This is a genomic window from Kitasatospora sp. NPDC093558, assembly GCF_040683475.1.
Lineage (GTDB): Bacteria > Actinomycetota > Actinomycetes > Streptomycetales > Streptomycetaceae > Kitasatospora.
The window spans coordinates 1-4,420 of the sequence record NZ_JBFBDY010000532.1 but is presented as its reverse complement, the minus strand read 5'-3'; the positions used below and the strand labels follow the sequence as shown (position 1 = coordinate 4,420).

At 74.0% G+C, this 4,420-nt stretch carries 4 protein-coding genes; all 4 read left to right on the top strand.

Annotated features, from left to right (window positions below; translation table 11 throughout):
- Window positions 1-136: 136 nt before the first annotated feature.
- Complete coding sequence (gene truD, locus AB0O00_RS30800; protein ID WP_363657337.1) at window positions 137-1,252, top strand: tRNA pseudouridine(13) synthase TruD; 1,116 nt, start codon at window positions 137-139, stop codon at window positions 1,250-1,252.
- On the top strand, window positions 1,249-1,893 hold the full coding sequence (locus AB0O00_RS30795; protein ID WP_363657335.1) for a 2OG-Fe(II) oxygenase family protein: 645 nt from the start codon (window positions 1,249-1,251) through the stop codon (window positions 1,891-1,893). Before truD ends, AB0O00_RS30795 begins: the two co-directional genes overlap by 4 nt.
- An 11-nt stretch (window positions 1,894-1,904) precedes the next feature.
- Window positions 1,905-3,176 (top strand): hypothetical protein, encoded by a 1,272-nt coding sequence (locus tag AB0O00_RS30790; RefSeq protein WP_363657333.1) that lies wholly within the window; start codon window positions 1,905-1,907, stop codon window positions 3,174-3,176.
- Window positions 3,173-4,420 (top strand): MFS transporter (locus tag AB0O00_RS30785; RefSeq protein ID WP_363657331.1); only part of this gene is annotated, 1,248 nt, incomplete at its 3' end. The genes AB0O00_RS30790 and AB0O00_RS30785, both read left to right, overlap by 4 nt.

Genomic DNA, 4,420 nt, shown 5'->3' with positions numbered 1-4,420 from the left:
GTGACCGGCACCCACCACCTCCGACGCGGCTACCCCGACCTCCCCGCCGCCCTGGGCCGGCTCGGCGCCCGCGTCCGCGCCGCCGAGCCCACCGATCTCACGGATCTCACCGAACCCCTCCCGAACGGAGACGCGCGTGCCTGACCAGGCCGTGCTCAAGCAGCGCCCGCGCGACTTCCTCGTCCGCGAAGCCATGGTGGTCGAACACACCGGACCCGCCGACGCGCAGTGGCGCTACCTGCTGCTGCGCAAGAGCGGCTACACCACCATGGAGGCGATCCGCCTCGTCGCCGCCGAACTCGCCCTGCCCACCGCCGACGTCACCTACGGCGGCCTCAAGGACGAGGACGGCATCACCGAGCAGCTCATCGCCGTGCCCGCCGCAGTGCCGCTGCCCGGCCTCGGCCCCGAGGGCTGGCGCGTCGCCGACCGCGCCGACGACTGGCTGGACCTGCACCACCACGGCTACGGCACCCAGCCGCTCGCCATCGGCCGGCTGGAGGGCAACGGCTTCCGCATCACCGTGCGCAACCTCGCCCCCGAACGCGCCGAGCGGCTCGCCGAGTTGCGCAAGCACACCATGTTCTTCCTCAACTACTACGACACCCAGCGCTTCGGCGTGCCCGGCGGGCCCAAGCGCACCCACCTCGTCGGCCGGGCCATGCTCGCCGGCGACTGGGACACCGCGCTGCGCGAACTCGCCGCCCTGCGCGCACCGGAGAGCCCGCAGGCCGCCCAATGGCAGGGCCCGGCCGAGGAGTTCTTCCGGACCCTCGACCCGCGCAACGCCTCCTTCTACCTCGCTGCGCACGCCTCCGCCGACTGGAACGCCGCCCTGCGCCGGGCGGTCGACGACAGCTGCGGCCCGCACACCACCACCGTCGAGCTCGACGGCCTGGAGTACCGCTACGCCGACCGGCCGCTCGCGGTGCTCGCCACGGCGGCCGAACTCCCCTACGCCAAGTACACGTTCACCGACGGCACGGCCGCCGCCCGGACCTCCGCGCGGCCCACGGTCGTCCAGACCACGGTCTCCCTCTCTCCCGCGGCCCCCGACGAGCTCAACCCCGGACGCAGCCGGATCGACCTCGGCTTCTTCCTCCCGTCGGGGAGCTACGCCACCGCCGCCGTCCGCCAGTTGCTGGCCCACGAGGCCGCGTCCACCACAAGCGCGGCGACCACGAGCACGGGCACCGAAAGCACGGCCACCGCCAGTGCGGCCACCGAATCGAAGGCAGGAGAAGTCAGTTGATCAGGACCGAGCAGGAATTCGAGCAGATCACCGAGCCCTTCGCCATCCACCTCGCCCACGGGGTGCTGACCGACGAGCAGATCCGCACGCTCTTCGCCACCGCCCCCGTCGACGGCTACGACCCGGTCAAGGTCACCGACCCCGACCACGACAAGCAGTACGCGATGAACCTGCTCTACCTCCAGGAGCACAACGAGCCGCGCCCCGCCGCCACCGGCCTCTCCCCCGCCTGGGCCGAGCTCCTGGCGTCGCTGCGCAGCGAGGAGTTCGTCGGCTGGCTGGAGCGCGGCACCGGACTGGAGCTGCGCGAACTGCCCACCGACATCGCCATCTACACCTACCGGGCCGGCGACTTCATCTCCGTCCACAAGGACAAGCCCTACAAGGCGATCACCGCCATCCTCTACCTCAACCCCGAGTGGCCCGTCGACGGCGGCGGCGCGTACGAGGTGCGCACCAGCCCCGACCCGGCCGTCCCGCCGGTGCGCCGGATCCCGCCGACCGGCGGCCAGTTGCTCGCCTTCCCGCCGTCCGAGACCTCCTGGCACTCGGTGTCCGAGGTCGCCGCCGGCGTCACCCAGACCCGGCTCACCGTGCAGCTGGAGTACTGGCTGGTGGACAACCCCAAGCGCCGCTACTGATCGGACGGCCGATGACCCTCCTGCTGCTCAACCGACGACCCCTGCTGGACCGCCTCGCGTCCTGGTTCCCCGACTGCGCCGAGGAGTTGGTCGTCGTGACCGACCCGTCGGCGCTCGGGGACGCCGGACCGGCCGCGTGGTCCGGACGCTTCCGGCACCTGGAGGTGGTCGACGACTACGCGGCACCGGAGACCGGGGAACTCGTCGAGCGCCTGGTACGCGCGCACGCCGTCGAGCGCATCCTCACCACGGCCGAGAGCGACGTGCTGCGCGCCGCCCGTCTGCGCCGCCGCCTCGGCCTGCCGGGCCAGACCGAGGCGAGCGCGCTGGCGTACCGGGACAAGCACGTCATGAAGACCCTGGCCGGCGCGGCGGGCGTGCCGGTCGCCCCCATGCGGCTGGTCCACGACGGCGCGGAGCTCGCGGACTTCGCTCACGAGCACGGCCTGCCCGTGGTCGTGAAGGCCGTCGACGGCGTTGCCTGCCTGGGCCAGCAGGTCCTCGCCGACCCGGCGGCGCTGGGGTCGCTCCGGGAGTGGCCCGCGCCGCTGCTCGCCGAGGCCTGGATCGAGGGCGACACCTTCCACGTCGACGGCCTGATGGCCGGGGGCGCGGTGCTGTTCAGCCGTCCGTCCCGGTACCTCAACAGCCAGTGGCTCACCCACCACGGCAGCGCCCCGCTCGTGAGCGGCATGCTGGCCGCGGACGACACGCTGTACGCCCGGCTCCAGCGAGCCGTCCGCGACGTTGTGGCGGCGCTGCCGGGACCGGAGGGCGCGTGCGCGTTCCACGCCGAGTTCTTCCACACCGCCGACGACCGGATCGTGCTGTGCGAGATCGCCTGCCGGGCCGGCGGAGGCAGCATCGTCGAGGCGTTCGAACTCGCCACCGGCGTCAACCTGCACGGCGCCTCGCTGCTCGGCCAGGCCGGCCGCACCGCCGACCTCCCCGGGCCCGGCACGGTCGTCCGGCACGGGTACGCGACGTGGTACCCGCCCGTCGAGGCGGCCACCCTGCGGCAGCTTCCGCAGCACTGCCCGCTGCCGGGCACCGTGAAGTACGTGCCGAGCGGGCGGGTCGGGCACCGCTACCACGGGCCCGACTCGCCCTCCCACCGCGTCGCCGACCTCTTCTTCCGGCTCCCGGAGGACGACTTGGGCCACGACCCGGGCGACCGGCTGACCGACCGGCTGCGGGAGGTCGACCGGTGGTGGGCCGGGACGGCGCAGTGGGACTTCGGGGACGCGCCGGAGGTCCCCGTGGACGGACCGGGGCGCGCGTGAGCAACGACGCGGCGGGCACGGCGAGCACAGCGGGCACAGCAGGCACCGACCTGGCAGCCGACGCGCACGTCAGCCCCGCCAGGACCCGCCTCTACCTCGCCGCCCGAAGCATCGACGCCGTGGGCAGCGGCCTGTGGATGCCCATCTCCCTGTTCTTCTTCGTCCAGGCGCAGCGCCTGCCCGTCGAGCAGGTCGGCGCCGCCCTCACCGCGGGCGCGGTGTTCGGCCTGGTCGCGGGCCCGTTCGGCGGCACCCTGGTGGACCGTTTCGGGCCCGGTCCGGTGGTGCTGGCCAGCAACGTGGTGCGGGCGGTCGGCTTCCTGCTCTACCCGCTGGTCGGGTCGGTCTGGCAGGTCGCCTTGATCGCGGCGGCGAACTCGGCGGGCGACCGGATCTTCTGGACCGCGAACACGCCGCTCCTCGCCCGGCTGACCGGGGAGCGCAAGCTGGTCGGGGCGCTCGGCACCATGAGCATCGTCCGGATCGCCGGGCTGGGCGTCGGCGCCGGGCTGGCCGGGCTGGTCGGGCGCAGCACCGCCGGGCTGCACGCGCTGGCGTGGGCGAACGGCGTGAGCTTCGCCGTGGCCGCCGTCCTGGTGTGCGCGGTGCTGCGGGTGCGGGCGCCCGGTCCTCCGCGAACGGGGGGTGACACACCGGACGGCCCGGCGCGGACCTGGGGGACGGTGCTGCGCGACCGCCCGTACCTCGTGCTCTGCCTGGTCCAGGTGCTGTTCACGTTCGCGGCCAACAGTCTGACGGTCGCGCTGCCCCTGGTGGCCGTCCGCACCCTGCGGGGGCCGGTGTGGCTGGCGGGTGCCTCCGTCCTGGTGGGCAACGTCGTGCTCATGGTCGCGGTGAAGCCCGCGATCGCGTACGGCCGCCGCACCTCCCGCCTGCGCGCGCTGACCGCCGCCGCCGTCCTGTTCGCCGTCACGTTCCTGCTGATGGCACCCGCCCAACTGGCCGGGCCCGCGCTGGTGGTACCGCTGGTGCTGCTCGTCTCGGCGCTCGGCGTCACCGCCGAGGCGCTGTTCGGGTCGGTGATGAGCGCCGCCGCCTACGAGGCCGCCCCGGAGGGCCTGAAGGGGCGGTACAACGCGCTCTTCCAGACCGCCTACGGCGCGTCCGGCGCGCTCGCGCCGGCCGTCTTCACGGCCCTGCTCGCGGTCGGCAACCCCGTCCTGTGGCTCGCCCTGGTCGCCTCCAGCGCGCTCACCGTCCCGGTGCTGCGGGTGGCGGCCGCC

Bases quoted from the DNA above. Each gene is read 5' to 3' on its own strand.
- AB0O00_RS30790 (WP_363657333.1), top strand. From the start codon at position 1,905: ATGACCCTCCTGCTGCTCAACCGACGACCCCTGCTGGACCGCCTCGCG.